Below are 3,039 nucleotides of genomic sequence, written 5' to 3'. Positions count from 1 at the left end.
GATCGAGCGCAACCTCTACACCCGCTTCAGCTGGCAGGGCGTGGCGCTGATGCTGATCATCAACGTGGCGCTGTTCGGCGCGATCGGCCTGGCCGTCTGGGCCGTGCAGATGCTGTGGATCCCCGTGTCCGCCGCCGGCATCATCAACGGCATCGGTCACTACTGGGGCTACCGCAACTTCGAGGCGCCGGACGCCAGCACCAACATCTCCCCCTGGGGCATCCTCATCGGCGGCGAGGAGTTGCACAACAACCACCACACCTACCCGACCGCGGCCAAGTTCTCGGTCAAGCCCTACGAGTTCGACATCGGCTGGGTCTACATCAGCCTGATGCGCCGCATCGGCTGGGCCACGGTGAAGAAGGTGCCGCCGAAGCTGCGCCTGGGCACCATCAAGCCGGTGGCCGACGAGAAGACGCTCGAGGCCGTGATCGCCAACCGCTACGAGGTGATGGCGCGCTACGGCCGCGAAATGCGCCGCGCCTGCAAGGCCGAGATCGAAGCCCTGCAGGCCAAGGGCCAGGACCTCGCGTCGCTCAAGGCCGCCAAGCGCTGGCTGCACCGCGACGAAGAGCGCGTGCCCGCCTCCGCCCGCCCGCAACTGGCCAAGGCTCGTGCCGAGCATCCGGTGCTCGACCAGATGGCCAGCATGCGCGAGGAGCTGCGCCAGATGTGGCTCAACACCAACCACTCGCGCGAGCAGCTCGCCGCCGACCTGCAAGCCTGGTGCCGCCGGGCCGAGGAAAGCGGGATCGAGGCGCTCCAGCAGTTCTCGCTCAAGCTGCGCGCCGCGCACGCCTGAGGCAGCAAGCCTCCTGCAAGAAGCCCCGCTCAGCGGGGCTTTTCTTATGGCCGGGCAGGAACAGCCTACGCCAACGGTCGCGCATGTCGCACCTGCGATGGCGCCGGCGCCGCTGGCGCGCGACGAGGGGCCGGGCTGCAATGGCTGCAAGCGGAACCCGTCCGCTTCTGACAGGAGATTGCAGCATGAAGAAGTACATCGCAATGGCCGTGGCAGCGGGCGCCCTGGGCGTCGGCGGCGCGGCATCGGCCCAGGATTTCGGCACGGTGATCGGCAACCTGTTCGGCTTCGGCCAGCCGACCTACACCTATCCCAGCTACGGCCGCGACATCCCCGCCGTGGTGGCGGGCACCGTCCCCTACGGCAGCACCAACCGGGTCTTCATCGACCAGTACGGCCGGCAGGTCTACATCGATGCGTACGGCCGCCAGGTCCTGGCGCAGCCTTCCACGCCCTACGGCGTGACGGGCTACGACGCCTGGGGCCGGCCCATCTACGGCAACGTCGCCCTGGCCGACCCGAACGACCGCGACCGCGACGGCATGCCGAACTACCGCGACCGCTGGCCCGACGATTCGCGCTACTGGTGAGCGGCCCAGCCACCGCAGGCCCCCTGCACGGGGGCCTTTCCATTCACGGCCCGTTCAGGCGCCGAGGACTACCTTATGGCATGGCCCGGTCGCACAGCGCTATGGCAAGCGGCCGATGGACGACAACCGCATTGGGCGCTGCAATGCGGACAAGGCGGAGTTTCCGCACAGGAGTACCACGTATGAAAAAACTGATTCTTTCCACCCTGGCGGCGGGCGCACTGGCGGTCGGCGGCGCCGCGTCGGCGCAGGACCTGGGCGTCGTGATCCCGCAGATCATCACGAACGTGCTGGGCGGGCCGGCCTACACCCAGCCCCGCACCCCCTGGAGCGTCGGCGTCTACGAAGACCAGAACGGCAACCGCTTCTACCGCGACGCCTCGGGCTACACCCATGCCATCGCCGCGGACAACACCTACGTCGACCGCTTCGGCCGCCGGGTGTACGTCGATCCCTTCGGCCGCCAGGCCACCATCGGCATCGAGCGGCAAGGCCGCATCCTGGGTGCCGGCCCGGTGACCCGGCGCGACCGCGACGGCGACGGCGTGCGCAACGACCGCGACCGCTATCCGGACGACGGGCGTTATCGCTGAGGCGCCAGCCGCGCCAACGAAAAAGCCCCGCACTGCGGGGCTTTTTCCTGGGGAACCGGCCGAATCACTTCAGCTTGGTTTCCTTGTATTCGACGTGCTTGCGGGCCTTGGGGTCGAACTTCATGATCGACATCTTCTCGGGCATCGTCTTCTTGTTCTTGCTGGTCGTGTAGAAGTGGCCGGTGCCCGCCGTGGACTCCAGCTTGATCTTTTCGCGTCCGCCTTTGCTGCTTGCCATGGTGCTGCTCCTTCAGGACTGGGGCTTAAGCCTGGCCGCGCGCGCGCATGTCGGCGAGCACGGAATCGATGCCGTTCTTGTCGATCAGGCGGACCGCGGCGTTGGTCACGCGCAGGCGGACCCAGCGGTTCTCGCTCTCGACCCAGAAACGGCGGTATTGCAGGTTCGGCAGGAACCGGCGCTTGGTCTTGTTGTTGGCGTGGGAGACGTTGTTCCCCACCATCGGGCCCTTGCCCGTCACGTCGCAGACGCGTGCCATCAGCACTCTCCGATATCTTGATACGGCGGCCACTGAGCGTGGGCGCCTCACCTCGCCAGAAGGGTGGCGGTAACCCGTAGGATGACCGGGCCTTCCCAGGCCGCAGATCAACCGAGCCGGCGATTATAGCCTGAAAGCGGGGATCTGCTCTGCCTTGCTCCCTCTCCCGCCTGCGGGAGAGGGTTGGGGTGAGGGTGTCTTCAGCAGCGCCGCGTGCCCCTCACCCCAGCCCTCTCCCCAGAGGGGAGAGGGAGAAATACCGTCATTCCTGCTGCTCGAGGAACCGCTGCGCGTCCAGCGCCGCCATGCACCCCGTCCCTGCGCTGGTGATCGCCTGGCGGTACACGTGGTCCTGCACGTCGCCGGCGGCGAAGACGCCCGGCACGCTGGTCATGGTGGCGAAGCCGTTCAGGCCGGTGCGGGTGAGGATGTAGCCGTCCTTCATCTCCAGCTGGCCCTGGAAGATCTCGGTGTTGGGCGAGTGGCCGATGGCGATGAAGCAGCCTTGCAGCGTCACGTCCTCGGTGGCGCCGGTGTTCACGTCCTTCAGGCGGATG

At 67.4% G+C, this 3,039-nt stretch carries 6 protein-coding genes; 3 read left to right on the top strand and 3 right to left on the bottom strand.

What is annotated here, in order from left to right; genetic code table 11:
* The 3 genes from VFM98_RS10520 to VFM98_RS10510 all read left to right on the top strand — a co-directional run.
* Positions 1-802 (top strand): DesA/ISL3 alpha bundle tail domain-containing protein (locus VFM98_RS10520; protein ID WP_325109874.1); only part of this gene is annotated, 802 nt, incomplete at its 5' end.
* 185 nt (positions 803-987) lie between these two features.
* On the top strand, positions 988-1,392 hold the full coding sequence (locus VFM98_RS10515; protein WP_325109873.1) for a hypothetical protein: 405 nt from the start codon (positions 988-990) through the stop codon (positions 1,390-1,392).
* A gap of 182 nt (positions 1,393-1,574) precedes the next feature.
* The gene (locus VFM98_RS10510) at positions 1,575-1,985 is read left to right on the top strand and encodes a hypothetical protein (protein ID WP_325109872.1); all 411 of its coding nucleotides are present in this window, start codon (positions 1,575-1,577) and stop codon (positions 1,983-1,985) included.
* 64 nt (positions 1,986-2,049) lie between these two features.
* On the opposite strand, the gene rpmG is transcribed toward VFM98_RS10510, so the two are convergent.
* The 3 genes from rpmG to VFM98_RS10495 all read right to left on the bottom strand — a co-directional run.
* A complete protein-coding gene (gene rpmG / locus VFM98_RS10505) occupies positions 2,050-2,223 on the bottom strand; it encodes a 50S ribosomal protein L33 (protein ID WP_201676774.1) in 174 nt (57 codons plus the stop codon).
* Between the two features lie 25 nt (positions 2,224-2,248).
* Entirely contained in the window at positions 2,249-2,482 is a 234-nt protein-coding gene (rpmB, locus tag VFM98_RS10500; protein WP_325109870.1) for a 50S ribosomal protein L28, read from the bottom strand.
* A gap of 262 nt (positions 2,483-2,744) precedes the next feature.
* Positions 2,745-3,039 (bottom strand): FAD-dependent oxidoreductase (locus VFM98_RS10495; protein ID WP_325109869.1); only part of this gene is annotated, 295 nt, incomplete at its 5' end.

It is taken from the genome of Ramlibacter sp., assembly GCF_035706265.1.
In the GTDB taxonomy this organism is placed as follows: Bacteria; Pseudomonadota; Gammaproteobacteria; order Burkholderiales; family Burkholderiaceae_C; genus Ramlibacter.
Note: the sequence above shows the minus strand (reverse complement) of the source record. Positions and strands in the feature narration are given on the sequence as shown.